The sequence below is a fragment of the Aequorivita sp. CRS11 genome (genome assembly GCF_059693805.1).
In genome coordinates this window covers 294,883-311,840 of sequence record NZ_JCATIG010000002.1, presented here as the reverse complement: position 1 = coordinate 311,840, position 16,958 = coordinate 294,883, and the positions used below count along the sequence as shown (strand labels likewise).

Annotated in this window: 14 protein-coding genes; 5 read left to right on the top strand and 9 right to left on the bottom strand. The window is 37.5% G+C overall.

Going from position 1 to position 16,958, the window contains the following annotated elements:
* Positions 1-101: 101 nt before the first annotated feature.
* The 5 genes from AC58DT_RS04550 to AC58DT_RS04530 all read right to left on the bottom strand — a co-directional run bounded on the left by AC58DT_RS04550 (position 102) and on the right by AC58DT_RS04530 (position 6,834).
* On the bottom strand, positions 102-272 hold the full coding sequence (locus AC58DT_RS04550) for a hypothetical protein (protein WP_497215645.1): 171 nt from the start codon (positions 270-272) through the stop codon (positions 102-104).
* A 98-nt stretch (positions 273-370) separates the two neighbouring features.
* The gene (locus tag AC58DT_RS04545; RefSeq protein WP_497215644.1) at positions 371-2,104 is read right to left on the bottom strand and encodes a hypothetical protein; all 1,734 of its coding nucleotides are present in this window, start codon (positions 2,102-2,104) and stop codon (positions 371-373) included.
* A 2-nt stretch (positions 2,105-2,106) separates the two neighbouring features.
* Positions 2,107-3,276, bottom strand: a complete 1,170-nt coding sequence (locus AC58DT_RS04540) for a DUF4249 domain-containing protein (protein ID WP_497215643.1) — start codon at positions 3,274-3,276, stop codon at positions 2,107-2,109.
* 44 nt (positions 3,277-3,320) lie between these two features.
* A complete protein-coding gene (locus AC58DT_RS04535; protein WP_497215642.1) occupies positions 3,321-6,083 on the bottom strand; it encodes a carboxypeptidase-like regulatory domain-containing protein in 2,763 nt (920 codons plus the stop codon).
* A gap of 19 nt (positions 6,084-6,102) precedes the next feature.
* Entirely contained in the window at positions 6,103-6,834 is a 732-nt protein-coding gene (locus AC58DT_RS04530) for a hypothetical protein (RefSeq protein WP_497215641.1), read from the bottom strand.
* Positions 6,835-6,986: 152 nt separating this feature from the next.
* Here AC58DT_RS04530 and AC58DT_RS04525 point away from each other — a divergent pair, with 152 nt between their 5' ends.
* From AC58DT_RS04525 to AC58DT_RS04515, 3 genes are all read left to right on the top strand, one after another.
* Positions 6,987-7,457, top strand: a complete 471-nt coding sequence (locus tag AC58DT_RS04525; RefSeq protein WP_497215640.1) for a hypothetical protein — start codon at positions 6,987-6,989, stop codon at positions 7,455-7,457.
* A 29-nt stretch (positions 7,458-7,486) separates the two neighbouring features.
* Complete coding sequence (arsC, locus tag AC58DT_RS04520; protein WP_497215639.1) at positions 7,487-7,828, top strand: arsenate reductase (glutaredoxin); 342 nt, start codon at positions 7,487-7,489, stop codon at positions 7,826-7,828.
* 84 nt (positions 7,829-7,912) lie between these two features.
* On the top strand, positions 7,913-10,408 hold the full coding sequence (locus AC58DT_RS04515; protein WP_497215638.1) for a TonB-dependent receptor: 2,496 nt from the start codon (positions 7,913-7,915) through the stop codon (positions 10,406-10,408).
* Between the two features lie 68 nt (positions 10,409-10,476).
* Here AC58DT_RS04515 and AC58DT_RS04510 read toward each other — a convergent pair whose 3' ends face one another.
* Complete coding sequence (locus AC58DT_RS04510; RefSeq protein WP_045079762.1) at positions 10,477-10,647, bottom strand: hypothetical protein; 171 nt, start codon at positions 10,645-10,647, stop codon at positions 10,477-10,479.
* 191 nt (positions 10,648-10,838) lie between these two features.
* On the opposite strand from AC58DT_RS04510, the gene fumC reads away from it, so the two are divergent.
* Positions 10,839-12,224 carry a class II fumarate hydratase gene (gene fumC / locus AC58DT_RS04505; RefSeq protein WP_497215637.1) on the top strand — a complete coding sequence of 462 codons (1,386 nt, stop codon included), beginning with the start codon at positions 10,839-10,841 and terminating at the stop codon, positions 12,222-12,224.
* Positions 12,225-12,322: 98 nt separating this feature from the next.
* Here fumC and AC58DT_RS04500 read toward each other — a convergent pair whose 3' ends face one another.
* Genes AC58DT_RS04500 through AC58DT_RS04490 form a run of 3 tightly spaced genes read right to left on the bottom strand, consistent with a single transcriptional unit; the run spans position 12,323 to position 16,271 of the window.
* Entirely contained in the window at positions 12,323-15,517 is a 3,195-nt protein-coding gene (locus AC58DT_RS04500) for a cytochrome c biogenesis protein (RefSeq protein WP_497215636.1), read from the bottom strand.
* 58 nt (positions 15,518-15,575) lie between these two features.
* The gene (locus tag AC58DT_RS04495; protein WP_497215635.1) at positions 15,576-15,983 is read right to left on the bottom strand and encodes a group III truncated hemoglobin; all 408 of its coding nucleotides are present in this window, start codon (positions 15,981-15,983) and stop codon (positions 15,576-15,578) included.
* Entirely contained in the window at positions 15,984-16,271 is a 288-nt protein-coding gene (locus AC58DT_RS04490) for a hypothetical protein (protein WP_225626047.1), read from the bottom strand.
* Positions 16,272-16,352: 81 nt separating this feature from the next.
* Here AC58DT_RS04490 and AC58DT_RS04485 point away from each other — a divergent pair, with 81 nt between their 5' ends.
* Entirely contained in the window at positions 16,353-16,940 is a 588-nt protein-coding gene (locus AC58DT_RS04485) for a Crp/Fnr family transcriptional regulator (protein ID WP_497215634.1), read from the top strand.
* Positions 16,941-16,958 lie beyond the last annotated feature (18 nt).

Genomic DNA, 16,958 nt, shown 5'->3' with positions numbered 1-16,958 from the left:
TACGGGTATATTCTCAGCTGTTTTTAAAACTTAAGCACCCCGATATGATAGTTCAGTAAATTTACAAAAAATTAATTATTAATATACTCGTTTTCAAAATTTTAACCTTTACGCCTTCCTACAAAATCTGTGGCCCAAAAAGCCAATAGCAAAAACAAAAATATTCCAGAAATATACTTGGCAGGTTCAAGTCCGCCATCACCAATCCCGATAAATCCCACAACTGCGAAGACTATTGCTAGTATAATGTATATCGCTTTCCAATGAAGCATATGGTAGTTGGCTAGAAAGTTGTTTAATCAAAGTGAATAAAGTTAAAACATTTTTATTTAAATTTTAACAATGAAATCATCTTTTTTAACACAAAAAGCTATTTGTCCATAATTTGAAAATAACTTTTAACCAAATAATATTTGCCCTCCTCACTAAAACCTTCTATTGATATTTCATAAGTACCCGACACGTCCGACGTATAAAAAGTTGTTGAATAACTTCCGCCGGAAAATTGAACATTTGGTTCCCAGAACAGTTGTATGCGATAATCTGGAATTCTAGCCTGTACTTCCTTAATACTATAATCTGGTCTGTAATACTTTTTTTGTTTAATAAGGGGCGGAAGCTCCATTTCATTCAAATAATCGTGAGATAGATTTTGAACAAAGTTTCCGTTTTTGGTTTCTACAGCTATAATTCCGCTAAAAATTTTAGGTCCATATCGATACGGTTCGTTGACCACACGTATACTTTCAATATCGCGGGCATTGTAATTTATGAGTTCTTCATTGTTCTGGATTACAATTCCATCCACAAGCACCAATGGGTCAATGTCATTAAACTTTGCTATTCTATTAGGATCATACTCGTTGTTTACAATAAATTTAGCATTATCTCCAGTTCCTCTAATTGCTGCCAGAGTAATTACCTCTATAAAAGTTTCTCTTACGGTAGGAAACCTTGTATAATCATCAAGTAAAAAAACGGTTCCTAAATTATCATAAAATATAGAGTTGATTTTGTTTTTTAAAATGCTGTCCTTCTTAACATCAAAATAGGCATTCTCAACTTGCAATTGTACACTACGTTCCTCTAGCCAATCTTTTAATTGTTTGTCTAATTTTAAAAAATAGGGCTCGCCTTGGCTTAAATGAAAATCTTTTTCATCCATAACAATTTTAAAATCTCGCCTTGTAGCTTCATCTCCATATAATTGCACGATACTTTTTTCTGAATCATAACCTTCTGCCACAGAAAAGAAAAAACGCCCCTCGCTATTGGTTTTAGCAATTTTATAAACAAAATCCTTTCCAGGTATGGTGAGCGCTACTTCCCTATTTGCCGAAGGAACATCACCAAGCTTGGAGAGAACAACACCTGAAATTAGTTCGCCCCGCAGTTCTGGCAAATAAAAATTTTCTGATGAAATAGCTGTTTTGGCTTTTATAACTTCACCGGAAATTTCAACCGGGTTTACCTTTCTTACCGACAATCTGTAATTTCCATTTGCAATCCTGGTGTTGCTATTCAGTTTTAAGTCCACTTTTTCACGAAAACCAAAAGTTTCTTTATTCAAAATAGTTTCAAATACTTCGGAACTGCCATCACTTCCAGAATTTTCAACAGCGCTTTCAGTCGATGCATCTATAAAAATTGTATCCTTTGTTGTATTGACGAGTTCATTTTTTTTGAAAGTATTTATAATATAAATAGACTTCTCTGCAAAAGCATCTTGAATGTTATTCCTTGAAAAGTTAGTATATCCAATCAATTTATAAACACCCGTTTGCAAATTAGATGGCAGAAAAAAATCTCCATTTGCAACCCCTTTTTCAACCTTTATTTTATGGTTAAAGACTAACGAATCTTTTTGATTCCTCAGCGAAACGTAAACCACTTTACTTAAAAGGCTTTTTCTGTTTGAAGTATTGAGTATGTAAGCTTTATACTGAAGCAATTCTCCGGCAAGCAACACTTCAGAATTAATGGATAGAGCTACAGTTTCCTTGGGAAAAATACTTACATCAACCGTAACATTATCTTTAGGAATTTGGGCTGTCGCAAAAAATCCTAAAAAAACGAAAATTGTAAAAACTAATTTTTTAACCATAATCAATCTTCCCAAAAACTGGGTCTTACATTTGATGAAAAAGAAGTGCACACAGTGCATTCTGGCTTAGCGATAGTGTATAAAAAATTTTGGGCAAAACTTACTACCTGATAATCATAGTAGGTTAAATAATTATAGATTATTTCGCGCTCGTCCGGATCGTTATCCAGTGACGTATTGTCGCGGTAATCTAGCAATAGTAAGTCACAATCCACAAAATAAGGTGGTTTTTCCAAGCTAAAATCTTCGTAATTAAAATAAATTCTTTTTGATGTCATTGATGACGCCTCAAAGAAACCCAAAACTTTTTCTTCAGGATTTGCTTCAGAAACCATATTACCGGCAACGTAACCGGGCTGACCTTGCGATAAAAGGCTTTCAATACTACCAAGTTCATCTATTATTTTATAAAAAGTATAGGCCTCAACACTTTGCGCATATTGTTTTACGAGAATACTGTATCGAGTCTGCAGCTTAGCATCAAATTTTGACAAATAACGCACTGGAAAACGAAACACCCTATTTTCATTTAACTCTGTTGTAGTAGTTTGGTTAATTCCAGATGAAAATTCAGTAGAATAACAAATTTCTTCAGGCTCCCGAGGAGTTAAAACTACTTCATAACTTCCAGTGGAAGGATTATAATTGATAATTTCTGAAATATATGGAGAAGGATTGGGAGCAATAATTTTATAGGTCTCTTCGTACTCATATCTAAAATATTTTGCTTGGCCTGTTAAATCTTCTGTGTCCACCAAAACTTGAACGCCATCCTTGTTATCCATAGCATCTACAATTCGTTCCGCATAAAGTGAGCCTATTTCTACTATTGGTGGCAAAGTAACTGCAGTTGATGAATAACGCTTCCCATCTGAAGTGACAATCTTTAAAATATAAGATGTATTGGGGGCCGCGCTAAACGGCTGTTCAGATAAATAATTACCGGACTCACTATCCCAATAAAAACTATAATTATAGCCATTACTTGCTGATACAGTAACTGTGGCGCTGTTCACAATTAAAATTTCGGGATCTTCGAGCCTTGAAGTTTTACTTAGTTTTACAACTTGTGGCCTTACCTCATTGGTAATGGTGCTTTCCACCACCAAAACACTTTCAAAATCTACAGTTTCAATTTCATAAGGCTCCGTGCAACTTATTTGTAAAAGCATTAATGAAATGAATATGGTATATAAGAATCGTAACCTCATAATTCCTAAAACTTAAAGTTATACGTTATGGTTGGTACCGGCACTGAAAATATTGATGTTTTATAAGCCTTAATCTGCCCTTCCTCATTTACAAAAAATACCGAATACGGATTATTTCTTCCTAAAACATTATATACTGAAATGTTTATAAAACTATGAGCCAGTTTATTCAACTTATGGTTGCCTTCAATATTTACCCCCAAATCTAGCCTGTAGTAATCTGGAATACGGTACTGGTTTCGGTCGCTGTAAAGCACCTGCTCCTCCCCCGCAAAAACATATCGCCCTATGGGATATGTTATGGGTCTTCCCGTTTGGTAGGTGAAATTTCCTGAAAAACTAAAGCGCTTGGTCAACTTATAATTAGTAACTACCGAAAAGTCGTGAGGCTTGTCATAATTCGCTGGAAAAAACTCGCCATTGTTTACCCGCTCTTGCATAAGCTGGCTGTCCAGCTTTACTTCTGATCGGGAATAGCTGTAACCGACATATCCATTAAATCTACCCGAATTCTTTTTAGCCAAAAACTCAACACCATAAGCCCTGCCCTCACCCTGCAATAAGTCGGTTTCAAGGGCATCGTTTAAAATTAACTGCGCTCCAATTTTATAATCCAGCAAATCATCCATTGTTTTGTAATATCCTTCCAGGCTGAATTCCACCTCCTTGCCAGATAGATTTTTGAAGAAACCCAAACTGTATTGGTTGGCCCGCTGGGGAGCAATATTAAGATCTGAAAGTTTCCAAATATCCGTCGGTGACTGCGTTGTATTTGTAGAAAGTAGATGTAAGTATTGAATAGTCCTGTTAAAGCCGCCCTTTACCGAAAAATCGTTCCCTAGTAAATAACGTGCAGATATTCTATATTCTGGTCCACTGTATCTTTTTATTGATTCATTGTTGCCAAACTCTTTAACTTCAATTATTGAACTTTCATTTTTGGGTACTCCTTCTTCATAAACATTTTGGGTTGAAGGTCCGAGCGCCATATAAAACGAATAGCGCAATCCCAAATCAAGCAGAAATTTATCGCTCACTTCAAATAAATCTGAAAGATATATGGCAGACTCCAGTCCTTTTTCACGATCGATTGTTTTGGCTTCTACATCAGAATTAGGCCCTATAGGCATTATTTCTCCAGGATCTATTGAATAAAGTTTACTGCTTAGTCCATAACTTAGTTTGTGCTTTGTGCTTAACTTATAATTGAAATTGAGCTTTGCTTGATATTCATTCAATTCATATCCAAAATCAAAATCTTCATTGGCATCTGCTTCATAGTTGACTCCATATTTGTATTGGCTGTTTACCAAAATTAGCTCAGCTCTACTTTTTTCACTGAAGATATGTCCATATTTCAACGAAATCAAGCGGTTGCTGTAATCAAAAATAGAATCTGATGTTATGCTGAAACGGTCTTTGCTATAATAAAAGGTGCCTTGAACCGAATTGTTATTGTCTATATTATGCTTGTATTTTACAATACCATCATAAAAGGACGCCTCGCTATTTTTAAGTTCCTCTTCATCAAGACTTCTTAAAATCCAATCTGAATACGTAGCTCTAAACCCTGCAATAAGTGATGCCTTCTCCTTCACTACGGGAACTTCCACAGCAAGATTGGCGGTTATTGGCCCAACAGAGCCTTCACCAGCAAACTTTTCCATATTGCCAGACTTGGTCTCGATGTCAAAAACCGAAGAGAGTCTCCCACCGTATTCAGCGGGGATGCTTGCTTTATAAATTTCAAGACTTCCAGTTGTAAATGGGTTTACGGCTGAAAAGAAGCCTAAGAAGTGTGAAGGATTGTAGAGTACCGCATCATCTAATAATATTAGGTTTTGATCAGCTCTTCCGCCACGAACATTAAATCCACTTGCGCCTTCACCTGCCGTTTTTATACCAGGCATGGTGGTTGCAACCTTAAGAACGTCGCGTTCCCCCAATACTAATGGAATTGTCTTAATAGATTCAATATCAATATTTGTAACCCCCACTACGGCATCGCGCACATTTGCATCTTTGTTGGATTTTACAACAACTTCATCAAGAGATTCTGTATTTTCTCGCAATTCAATATCCAACGAACCATCGCCATACATAATTACGTCTTGACGGATTTTTTCAAACCCCAAGAGATTTGTTTCCAACTTGTTCAAACCATAAGGCAGCCGAATGCTGAAACGCCCCTCAGAATCTGTTACCGCATATTTTGTTCTATCAGTTGTAGAAATGGAAAGATTTTGAAGTGGCTCACCTGTCTTGGAGTTTTTAAAAATACCTGATAGGGTGTAAGTCTTATTTGCTGCATTAGGGCTCTGTTTACCAATAGTTACCAATTTTCTTGTTTGGACACTACCCTGCGAAATGAATTCTTCTTGAAAAATAGGCGCGTTGTTATTATCATCAACTACCTTTTTATCGGGTTTTTCTTCGTTAAAATAATCAGTGGGCAAATCTGTATAAACATAGGTGTTGTTTAGCAGAATAACATTTCCACCATTTAAAAAATAATTAATATTTGTATTGCTGAAAAGTTCGTCCAAAACCTTTCGGAGTGATTCGTTTTCAAAATCTTTTGTCACAAAATGCCCTTTCAGCCAGGTTTCATCAAAAAAGAAAGTTTTGCCGGAAAGTGTTTCTACCTTTACGATTGCCTCTTGTAGTGCGGTATTGTTAAACTTTACGGTTAAATTTTGATTGTTTTGCCCAAATATTCCAGTTGTTGACAATAAAAGTATTGCAATGACGAGTAATTTATTTTGCATACGGAACTTTAGCTTCAAATTATTGGTATTTTTCGGTTTCGGGCCCATCAAGGTATTTGATCAATCTGGCCATAAATACATCGGGATTGGATTTATAAATAGCTTTATAGCTTTTAAAATACTCACGTATTTCCTCAGATTTTTGTGGAAGTATTTCCCGAATGTCTTTTGAGGAATTAACTAAAAAAAACGTTCCATTGTGTTTGAGCACATAGTAATTATCTTCAGAAAACCTATATTGAATTCCGTTTTTCAGGGCTTTGTCTTTCATTTTTTTGGTATGCTTTATATACAGTTCCAAATCATTGCCAACATACCCAACTTCAAAAAAACCATTGCCACCAAGCCCGAGATCAATCTCTGGAAGCCTCACAAATTTGTGATTATAAATTGAAAATGAATCTACAAACCCTGGGATAAGTGTGACATTAAATACGCTTAAATTATCATCAGATCGGGCAAGAATATTATCTCGCAGAAGATCATATTTTAATAAAACATTTACGTAATGTTGCCCATTATATGTAATTGAACCCCGAGTATAATCATAGCCCTCATAGTACCTATAGGTGCCATCCGTATTCAAAAACAGATCAGTGAATTCTGTACCGTTATAAAGGCCAGTGTTATCCAAACCTACAATCTTATCATAGGTTTCATAAATATTATCCTGTAAATTTGATTGTGAAAATGCTGCTAGATGAAACAATATACAGCAAAGAAAAATGTGTTCGGTTTTTGAAATACTCATTCTAAAATTTTGCGATTTTAAAAGTACATAAAATAGATAGCCATTCTAAAATTATATAGTTAAAACAACACCAATCGCCAATTTTTTAATTTTAAAATATATATTACTCAAGAAATAATAAGATGTATTTTTAGCTTTACAGATAAAAAACGATGAAAGCAGCATCCTTAAAAGAAATAAAAACCGAACTAAACCATCGTTCCACGCAGGAATTGCTGGAGCTTTGCCTTCGGCTTTCCAAATTCAAAAAAGAAAATAAAGAACTGCTCACTTATTTGCTTTTTGAATCTGCAAATGAAGAAGCTTTTGTCCAAAACATCAAAAATAAAGTTGATGCAGATTTTGAATCCATAAATACTAAAACATTTTTCTATATAAAAAAGAGCGTTCGGAAAATTTTGAGAGAGCTGAAAAAATTCATTCGCTATTCACAAAAGAAAGAAACCGAAGTAGAGCTTTTGCTTTATTTTTGCGAAAAGCTAAAGGATTTCAAACCATCCATAAAAAGAAACACGACTCTCACCAATTTGTACAATCGACAAATAGATTATATATCAAAAAAAGTGGAAACACTACACGAGGATTTGCAATATGACTATAGATTGGAGTTGGACAAATTATAAAAAAAGTAAACTAACATTAATTAATTAGAATGACAACACTATACCATAACCCACGTTGCAGCAAATCGCGCCAAGCACTTCAACTTTTGGAGAAAGAAGGCGAGACCATTGAAATTATAAAATATCTTGAAAACGCTCCAACCCACCAAGAATTGAAACAGGTTATTGAACTTTTGGGAATAGAGCCCATAGAACTTGTGCGAACGCAAGAAACGCTATGGAAAGAAAACTACAAAGGCAAAAATCTGAGCAACGCAGAAATAATTGATGCCATGATTCAAAATCCCAAGTTAATTGAACGGTCTATAGCAATTAAGGGAACCCATGCAGTAATAGGGAGACCCCCGGAGAAAGTGCTTGACATTTTATAGTTTCAGGGTTTTTATTTAACAGAAATTTAGCAGTTCCTAATTAAACCACGGCTATTTTCGTGTGTCAAAATTGCTAAAAATTACATGAAAATCAACCTCTTAGTACTATTCGCATTTGCCACCTCCCTCTTGATGGCACAAAATCCTGAAAAAAAAGAAGTTAACGTTAAAGGCCTTATTCTTGAAGAAGGCACTGACTATCCTTTAGAATATTCTACTGTTTCCTTCATAAACAAACAAGGAAAAACCGTTACTGGAGGAATAACAGATACCGAGGGAAAATACAGCATTGATGTACCAGCAGGTGTTTATACTGTGAAATATGAGTTTATTTCCTATAAATCAAAAGAAGTTCCAAACCAAAACCTAAATAAAAATACTACCCTTCCTACAGTAAAACTGGCTTTGGATGCTGCTAGTTTAGATGAAGTTGTGGTACGTGCTGAGACCACTGAAGTTCAAGTAAGGCTTGATAAAAAAATATATAATATAGGTAAGGACCTTACTGCAGGTGGCGCTACCGTTAGTGATGCATTGAACAATGTTCCTTCGGTTACGGTAGATGTAGATGGCGCCATTGCGCTCCGCGGAAATGACAACGTACGCATTCTTATCAACGGCAAGCCATCTGCAATTGCGGGGTTCGGCTCTACCGATGCTTTGCGACAGCTGCCCGCAGAAGCCATAGAGCGCGTAGAGGTTATTACTTCACCTTCTGCCCGTTATGATGCCGAGGGAACTGCCGGAATTTTAAACATCATCCTCAAAAAAGAAAAAACACTTGGCCTAAACGGCTCGCTCAGCACCAGTTTGGGAGTACCTTTAAATAGTAACGCCACAGGTAATATTAACCTAAGAACCGACAAGTTTAATATTTTCAACACCACGGGCGTGTATTACCGAAACAGTCCCGGAAATGCCTTTTTTGATAATAGATATTTCTCCCGTACCATTTTGGATGACGATGGAAACACCGTGACAATAGATCCTCAATTCGATCAGGTTATAGAGCGCAGAAAATACGAGCGTATGGGAAAAGGATTCAATACCAACTTGGGTATTGAATATTTTTTAACTGATCGCTCTTCCGTTACGGCGAGTGCATTTTACCGCAAAGGAGATGGTAATGATGAAACTACAAACAATACCTTCAACTACAACGACAATACTGTTGAACAACAGATTACGAGAATTGAAAACGAAGGTGAAGATGACGAAACCTATCAATTATCATTGAATTACGTAAATGAATTTAACAATAACGGCCACAAGCTTACAGCCGATTTTCAATATGAGAACGATACGGAAACCGAAACATCCTTTATCACGGAAGAACTTATTTTTCCGGCAATGGAAACATTGCCAGCTGAAGATATCATTCAGAAAGAAGACCAGAAAGAATATTTAGCGCAAGTAGATTATGTGCTTCCTATAGGTGAAAACGCTCAGTTTGAAGCAGGCTATCGCGGTAATTTTGAAGAATCCATTACAGACTATACTCTGTTTGAGGAAAATGGTACTACGGGCAATTTTATAAGAAATGATAGCATTTCAAATATTTTCACCTATAACGAAAACGTACACGCCTTTTATTCGCAATATGGAAATAAAATAGGAAAGTTTTCTTTCCTATTAGGGCTTCGATTGGAAAACACACAATTAAAGGGTAAAGTTGAAGCTGAAAATATTACTGGCAGCACTGCTTTTGACTTAAATTTTGATAAAAACTATACAGGTCTTTTTCCAACGGTAAATCTTACCTATGAGCTGAAGGAAAACGAAAACATCACGCTTGGTTACAACAGACGTATAAATAGACCGCGCAACTGGTTCATTAACCCATTCCCGTCACGTTCCAGTGAAGCAAATGTATTCCAGGGGAACCCTGATTTGGATCCGGCATACGCAAGCGCTTTTGATTTAGGGTATTTAAAACGCTGGAAGAAACTTACATTAACATCCTCTATCTATTACCAGTACGAAACCGATGCCTTTGAAAGAGTGCAAGAGGAAACCGGAGAAGTAACCAGCAATGGAATTCCCGTAATCCGTACTATTCCTATAAACCTTTCCACCAACGAACGTTATGGCTTTGAATTTGGATTGCTTTATAATCCTACAAAATGGCTTAACCTAAACGGAAGTTTCAATTATTTTCTGTTCAAAACTGAAGGGTTCTATAACAATGTAGATTACGGTGCCGAAAACACTAGTTATTTTGGGCGTTTCAGCAGCAAAGTGAAACTTCCGGCAAAGATTGAATGGCAGACCAATGCTTTTTACAGAGGGCCATCCAATAACTCCCAAACAGAATCTGAAGGTATTCTCTCCGTCGATATGGCAATGAGCAAAGACATTATTAATGATAACGCTACATTAGCTTTGAACGCACGAGACCTTTTCAATTCACGTAAAAGAAACAGTCTGACTACAACCGATACGTTTACCAGTGAAAGCGAATTTCAGTGGAGACAACGCCAGGTAACACTTACGTTTACATATAGATTTAATCAGAAAAAGCAACGCCAGCGCCCTGAAAGAAATGGTAACGGTGATGATGAGGGTGGCTTTGAAGGTTAAACAAGATTGATTGCAATAAAAAAAGGGAACCAAGTTGGTTCCCTTTTTCATATAAAATATTGAAGTAATTACTTCATTTCGTTCTTACGTTTCGCTTCACGCTTCAATTTCCAGTTTTCGTAAAGTGCTCCGCCTATCCAATAAGGAAGAATACTTACCAAAAAGATCATCAACCAAAAACCCATAGTAAGGATGGCTAAAAATGCAAGAAAACCTAGATATTGTTCAAATGTAAACATGATGCAGCTTTTTTTAAATGATGCCCCAAAGATAATAGGTTTTTTTGAAAAACGACTACAAAACTTTTCGATTTATTCACAACAAATAAACAGCCGTGCGGGTTGAACAACTTTTGCCTTTTCGTTACCTTTGCATCAAAATAAAAAGCTTTGCAAAAAAGTTTAATTAATTCAAAATAAACCATCTCACAATGCAATATAGAATAGAAAAAGATACCATGGGCGAGGTAAAAGTACCTGCCGATAAACTTTGGGGCGCACAAACGGAACGTTCCTTTGAAAATTTTAAAATTGGACCAAAGGCTTCCATGCCATTGGAAATCATTTATGGTTTTGCATATTTGAAGAAAGCCGCCGCCTATACAAATTGCGATCTTGGCATTCTTTCGGAAGAAAAAAGAGATTTGATCGCAAAGGTCTGTGATGAAATTCTGGAAGGAAAACACGATGATCAATTTCCATTGGTAATCTGGCAAACCGGAAGCGGCACCCAAAGCAATATGAACGTGAACGAAGTAATTGCTAACCGTGCCCACCAAATTGCTGGTAAAACAATTGGTGAAGGCGATAAAACACTTCAGCCGAATGATGATGTGAATAAATCACAATCTTCAAATGATACTTTCCCAACAGGAATGCACATTGCTGCTTATAAAAAGTTGATTGAAACCACACTTCCCGGTGTTGAACAACTTCAAAAAACATTTTCAAGTAAAGCTGATGAATTTAAAAATGTAGTGAAAATAGGCCGCACCCATTTTATGGATGCCACTCCCCTAACCCTTGGGCAGGAATTTAGTGGTTATGCCGCACAACTTGAGCACGGAATTAAAGCATTAAAAAATACCCTTCCACATCTAGCTGAACTCGCTTTGGGCGGAACTGCCGTTGGAACAGGTTTAAACACTCCAAAAGGTTACGATGTAAAAGTTGCCGAATATATTGCAGAGTTTACTGATTTACCATTTGTAACGGCAAAAAACAAGTTTGAAGCACTTGCAGCCCACGATGCTTTTGTGGAAAGCCACGGCGCTTTAAAACAATTGGCTGTTTCATTAAACAAAATAGCGAACGATGTTCGGATGCTTGCCAGCGGTCCAAGAAGCGGGATTGGCGAGATCAATATTCCCGCAAATGAGCCCGGGTCTTCCATTATGCCTGGAAAAGTTAACCCTACACAATGCGAAGCGTTAACCATGGTTTGTGCGCAAGTAATTGGTAATGATTTGGCGATAGCAGTTGGTGGAATGCAGGGCCAATTTGAACTAAATGTTTTCAAGCCTGTAATGGCTGCTAATTTCCTTCAATCGGCACAATTGCTTGGCGATGCCTGTGTTTCTTTTGATGTTCATTGCGCACAGGGAATTGAACCAAATTACGAAGTAATTAAAAAGCAATTGAACAACAGCTTGATGCTTGTTACGGCTTTAAACCCAAAAATTGGATATTATAAAGCCGCAGAAATTGCAAACACGGCACACAAAAACGGAACTACCTTAAAGGAAGAAGCTGTAAACCTTGGCTATTTAACTGCGGAAGAATTTGATGAATGGGTGAAGCCGGAAGATATGGTTTAATGATTTAAGATTAACGATTGACGATTTTAGATTGTCGATTTTTTTCTGCCACGAATTCACGAATTATTTCAAAAACATTTCGTGAATTCGTGGTTTTTTTAATTCCTCCTTCGGGGGTTAGGGGGCCTTTTCTTCCCATAAAATTTCCTATATCTAAAATATGCCACCGCACTCAAAATAGCTGCAAATAGCGTAATCCACCAAACAAATGTTGGCGTAGCAGGCGCATCGCCGCTTGCATAGGAATGTAGTCCGCTTAGGTAAAAATTCACCCCAAAATAGGTCATCATAATTGAAGCGTAAGCAAACATTGCCAAAACGTTAAATGTCCAACGGCCGCGAAGCCCCGGCACCAATCTGGCGTGGATAACGAATGCATAAATCATAATGCTGATAAGCGCCCAAGTTTCTTTGGGATCCCAGCCCCAATAGCGCCCCCAACTCTCGTTGGCCCACTGTCCGCCCAAAAAGTTACCGATGGTCAATAAAACCAACCCTACAGTTAGCGCCATTTCTGTAATAACAGTAAGTTCGCTGATATTAATTTCCATTTTTTTATAGTTGCCTTTGGTGGTAAAAATCATTAGAAACAAGGAAACCGCTGCCAAGATCATACCCAACGTAAAAGGTCCGTAGCTCATAACAATCACTGCCACGTGAATCATTAGCCAATAACTGTCCAAAACCGGCTGTAAAGTAGAAATTGATGGATCCAACCAGTTCTCGTGCGCAACCCAAAGGATGATTGCTCCTGCAAATGCCGTGGCTGCGACGGTTAAATCACTTTTTCTTCCAAAAGCGAGTCCAAAGAAAATAGTGGCCCAAGCCACATAGACTACAGATTCGTATGCATCACTCCAAGGCGCGTGGCCACTAACGTACCAGCGCAATGCCAAGCCTAATGTCATCACTGCAAAGAAGACCCACATTATAATTTTGGAACCTTTAATGAGGGTGCGAAGTATTTTTCGATCTTTAAAAAGCTGTGCAATTATAAGCACCATCATTAAAATTCCGAAGACCGCAAAATATTTATAAAGTCTGTTGAAAATATCTGCTTTGTTATAGATTGTCTCGGCACGAAGCTTGTTTTCTGAAGGCATCACTTGTTCGCCATATTTTTTCTGAAAATTGGTAATGCTTTCCAAAAATTCATTCGCCTGTGTATAATCCCCACTTTCGCGCGCTTTCTTCAAACTGTCAAAGTAAAGCGGCAGAATATTTTTGGCGTAAAGTGAATCCATTCCCTTTAAATTGGCCTCACCCAATTCAGGATAGGAAACCCATTTGTTACCTTCATCTCCGGGAATTGGGAATATTTTCAGAATACTTCCGCTCAAAGCGGCATTCAAAAGTGAAAAGTTTTCATGGGCACGTATAAAGTCTTTTTGAAATTGGTTTGGTGTATTTGTACGCGTTGCGGCTTCCAAATAAGGCTCCAACTTATAATTTCCTTTTTCATCAAAAAGGTCAAGCAAGGCAATATCCTTTTGGCCTTCGGGTACACCGGCCACGTGGCGAATACTGTCATTACCTCGTTTTAAGGCAATAAGCGGCACTTCTACCCAGAGACGAGGAAATTCAGTCATAGAAATAAAAACCTGGTTTGCATCCAGACCTTCATAGGTTTCGCTTCTGCTAACTTTTCGCAATAGTTCACTTGCAAACGTGTTTATTGGCTTCATTCGCCCATTGTCCTGGATTATTAAATGGCCAAATTCAGCGGCGTGTTCCTTACTTACTGCGTTTGCCTTAATCAAGGAATCAATCTGTGCTTTGGGCGGTGGCGTATGTGCGGAAGGTGCATGCTGCTGCGCAAATCCAGCAAACGAGAAAAGCAAAACGATGGTAGTAACCATGCTTTTCTTTTTACGTTTTATTCTGCTCAATATTTCCTCCAATTTTCCGAAACGGCTATGTTTACTAAAAAGAATAGCCATTAAACCTAGGTAAAGAAAGAAATACCCAATATAGGTTATCCAAGTACCCCACCAATCGTGGTTTACGGAAAGAATGGTTCCACCCTCATCGGGATCAAAACCAGACTGGAAAAAACGGTAGCCTTCGTGGTCAAGCACATTATTCATATAGATATCGGAATCAAAATGGGTTTTGTCCTCATTGATTACGGTTACCTTACTTTTGAAGGAGGAATACCCTTTTTCGGTACCGGGATATTTTTCGGCAATAAAATCATTTAAGGTTATACTGAACGGAAGCTCAATTTCCTTTGAACCATAACTGGTATAAACCTTTAAACCTGCAATTTCAGTTTCAACAGGATTTGGGGCAGTCCCCTTTCCGCCAAGTAAGGAAACAGTTTTTGTTTCATCTCCAGAAGCTATTTCAAGAATTAGTGCATCTTGATTGCTGGGTTGCCCTTCAGAGGCCTTTACAACTCCAAATTCTCCCTTGGTAACCGGCTCCGGAACCACGAATGAAATTCCACCCATACGGTAAAGGGAGCGAAGGTTAAATGGTTGTACGCTGTCTGCAACCACTTTTCCTTGAGATTGGTCTGCCATTATCATATAATCACCTTCAAAAGGGCTGGAAATAGTATAATTGCCATCTTGGGAATAGGTGATGTTAATTGCTCCATCAGTAGGTTTATTTACCGCAAAAAGAATGTTATGTATGTCTGAGACCTCTCCCACTTTTACCCAATGGTCGTGACGCTCGCCATCGCCAGATTCCACGATTTTTATATATTCCTCGCCATTTTCGTTTGGCGTCAAACCTTCTACGGCACCATCTATAAATTCCTTGAATTTTATTATTACTGGCTGATTGTTATAATCGGTTTCTATTCGGAAGTCATTGTTAAGTTTTTCTGAAAGCCTTAATTTTTTGGGTTTCACTTTTCGACGTTGTGCTACGCCGTCAATAATATAATCACCATCAATAAAAACATCCAAGTAGGCCTGTTCTGAAAGAATAGTATTTTCCGTTTGTCCCTCGCGAATGTGCATCACGCCTTCAAAACCTATATAGCGTGTTACGAAAGCACCGACAATCACCAAAATAAAAGATACGTGAAGCATCAGTGAAGCCCACATTTTGCGTTTGTGAAGATTATATCGAAAAATATTACCAACAAAGTTGATTACAAAGAGCAACATTATAGCCTCAAACCACCACGCATTGTATATAAGTTCGCGTGTATAAGGCGTTGGCGGACTTTGGGAATCAGCATCCATAAAGGTTCCCGCGGCCATGGCTGCGGCAAAAACTATAAATAAAACGGCGGTTAAACGGGTAGAGAAAAGAACGGAAGCAATCTTTTTTTGCATTACAGGAAATTTTGGCGCAAAAATAAGGAATTGCGCCCATTTAGACTACTGAAATCTGTTAACTATTGTCGTTTTTTGAATCTTCTTTTCTGGCGTTGAAAATATTCAGATGTATGAAAGTTCCCATGTTTCGGGCACGGTTTTTTGCAACATTGGCTGTTTCGCCTTCAAAAAGCTCATCAATGGTTTCATGCCAAAGATTGATCCACGTCCCAAAGTGGAGTTCATTAATGGTACCACCCACTTTTTTATCTACCTCAATATGAGCGTGCATAGGGTTTCCAAAGTATTTTCTTTTAAAGAAAAGATTCGTCTCCCAAAAATCGGTAAGCAATTCTAAGTGAGTCTCCCAATCGGTGATGATTCTATTAAAAATAGGCCCTAGAAGTGTGTCTTTTCTAATTTTTGAATAGAACGTTCTTACTAGCAAAGACACATCTTCTCGGGACTCTATTTTCTTTTTCATCTATAGCAAAGTTATCAAAATCAGCAGTAAGTTGGCAATTAGGCTCACTATAAGTAACCAAAAAGAAAATTTTCGGTTTGAACCAGCCAACAAGGCTGCATTATATCCCATACATAAGGCCACACAGATAGTTAGCTCAACGCCCGAAACTATACCAGTACCCTGGGCCAAAACCGTCATAGCGGCAATAGAGCCGATACAGCTGTTCAAAATAATGGTTAGCGGAATGTACATGTAAAAATCATTTTCAAATTCTTTTTGCAGTGTTTTTATTGAAAGTGTTTTCATATTATAAATAGGGTTTTGAATTTTAAGGTGTAAATTTACAATGCGAAACAGGCCTTAATTTATGAGGCAAATCATAAAGAAATGATTCCTGAAAGTCTACTATTAAATTACAACGCAACGCTTGAAAACATTAATGCTTCGGAAATAATTCTACACGAAAAGAAACGGGCGGATTTCTATTTTCAGATTAAGACCGGCGAGGTTAAAATGTTCAACCTTAATGAACAGGGAAAAGAATTTGTGCAAGGCATTTTTTATGATGGCGAAAGTTTTGGCGAACCACCTTTGCTGGGCGATTTTAAATATCCTGCCTCTGCTTCGGCGGTAAAACAAACGCAACTATACAAATTGAACAAAACAAAATTGTTTGAATTGCTTACCGAAAATCCGGAAATAAATTTAAAATTCACCAAAGCGCTTGCAAAACGGCTTTATTACAAGGCCACCATTTTAAAGGAAATCTCAGTACATCCTCCCGAACACCGTATTTTAACTCTAATAGATTTTTTAAAACGAAAATATGGCTCCGAAGGACTTTTTCAAGTGGAACTGACCCGTCAACAAATTGCAGATTTAACAGGACAACGGGTTGAAACTGTAATCCGTGCAATAAAACAGCTGGAGCAGGACGGTGAGATAAAATTGATAAAACACAAAGTTTTTCGTTGAGAAACGCAAAAAGAGAAG

Bases quoted from the DNA above. Each gene is read 5' to 3' on its own strand.
- AC58DT_RS04525 (WP_497215640.1), top strand. From the start codon at position 6,987: ATGAAAGCAGCATCCTTAAAAGAAATAAAAACCGAACTAAACCATCGT.
- AC58DT_RS04510 (WP_045079762.1), bottom strand. From the start codon at position 10,647: ATGTTTACATTTGAACAATATCTAGGTTTTCTTGCATTTTTAGCCATC.
- AC58DT_RS04515 (WP_497215638.1), top strand. From the start codon at position 7,913: ATGAAAATCAACCTCTTAGTACTATTCGCATTTGCCACCTCCCTCTTG.
- AC58DT_RS04490 (WP_225626047.1), bottom strand. From the start codon at position 16,271: ATGAAAACACTTTCAATAAAAACACTGCAAAAAGAATTTGAAAATGAT.
- AC58DT_RS04550 (WP_497215645.1), bottom strand. From the start codon at position 272: ATGCTTCATTGGAAAGCGATATACATTATACTAGCAATAGTCTTCGCA.
- arsC (WP_497215639.1), top strand. From the start codon at position 7,487: ATGACAACACTATACCATAACCCACGTTGCAGCAAATCGCGCCAAGCA.
- AC58DT_RS04530 (WP_497215641.1), bottom strand. From the start codon at position 6,834: ATGAGTATTTCAAAAACCGAACACATTTTTCTTTGCTGTATATTGTTT.
- AC58DT_RS04485 (WP_497215634.1), top strand. From the start codon at position 16,353: ATGATTCCTGAAAGTCTACTATTAAATTACAACGCAACGCTTGAAAAC.
- AC58DT_RS04495 (WP_497215635.1), bottom strand. From the start codon at position 15,983: ATGAAAAAGAAAATAGAGTCCCGAGAAGATGTGTCTTTGCTAGTAAGA.
- AC58DT_RS04545 (WP_497215644.1), bottom strand. From the start codon at position 2,104: ATGGTTAAAAAATTAGTTTTTACAATTTTCGTTTTTTTAGGATTTTTT.
- fumC (WP_497215637.1), top strand. From the start codon at position 10,839: ATGCAATATAGAATAGAAAAAGATACCATGGGCGAGGTAAAAGTACCT.
- AC58DT_RS04500 (WP_497215636.1), bottom strand. From the start codon at position 15,517: ATGCAAAAAAAGATTGCTTCCGTTCTTTTCTCTACCCGTTTAACCGCC.
- AC58DT_RS04540 (WP_497215643.1), bottom strand. From the start codon at position 3,276: ATGCTTTTACAAATAAGTTGCACGGAGCCTTATGAAATTGAAACTGTA.
- AC58DT_RS04535 (WP_497215642.1), bottom strand. From the start codon at position 6,083: ATGCAAAATAAATTACTCGTCATTGCAATACTTTTATTGTCAACAACT.